This is a genomic window from Treponema primitia ZAS-1 (assembly GCF_000297095.1).
Lineage (GTDB): Bacteria > Spirochaetota > Spirochaetia > Treponematales > Breznakiellaceae > Termitinema > Termitinema primitia_A.
In genome coordinates this window covers 1-420 of the sequence record NZ_AEEA01000027.1, presented here as the reverse complement: position 1 = coordinate 420, position 420 = coordinate 1, and the positions used below count along the sequence as shown (strand labels likewise).

General features: G+C 59.3%; 1 protein-coding gene. It reads right to left on the bottom strand.

Going from position 1 to position 420, the window contains the following annotated elements:
• Nucleotides 1–420: SDR family oxidoreductase (locus TPRIMZ1_RS0103755; RefSeq protein WP_010254851.1), on the bottom strand; the 420-nt coding region annotated here is incomplete at both ends.

Sequence of the window (420 nt, the reverse complement as noted above, 5' to 3'; positions counted from 1 at the left end):
CCGCTGGTACAGGGCTCTACCGCACAGTCCCGGGTAAGAAGCCCCGTCTTTTTACCCTGGGCGTAGATTTCCTGCGCAAACTCATACCAGGTAATATCCCCCCCGTTGGTGTAATGGTAAATCCCATAGGGCAGCTCTCCGCGGTCTGAGCGCAGGATCAAGTCTGCGGCGGTATTGGCCAGGTCGAAAGCCCAGGTGGGACTGCCCCGCTGGTCGTTTACCACCCGCACGGTTTCCCGCTCGGCCATCAGGCGGAGCATGGTAGCTACAAAGTTATTCCCGTACTGCCCGTACAGCCACGCCGTCCGGATAATATACGCCGCATCGCTGCGTTCAAAGATGGCCGTTTCCCCGTCCCGCTTCGTGAGCCCATACACCCCGATGGGCTCCGTGGGATCATCCTCTTTGTAGGGACGTATG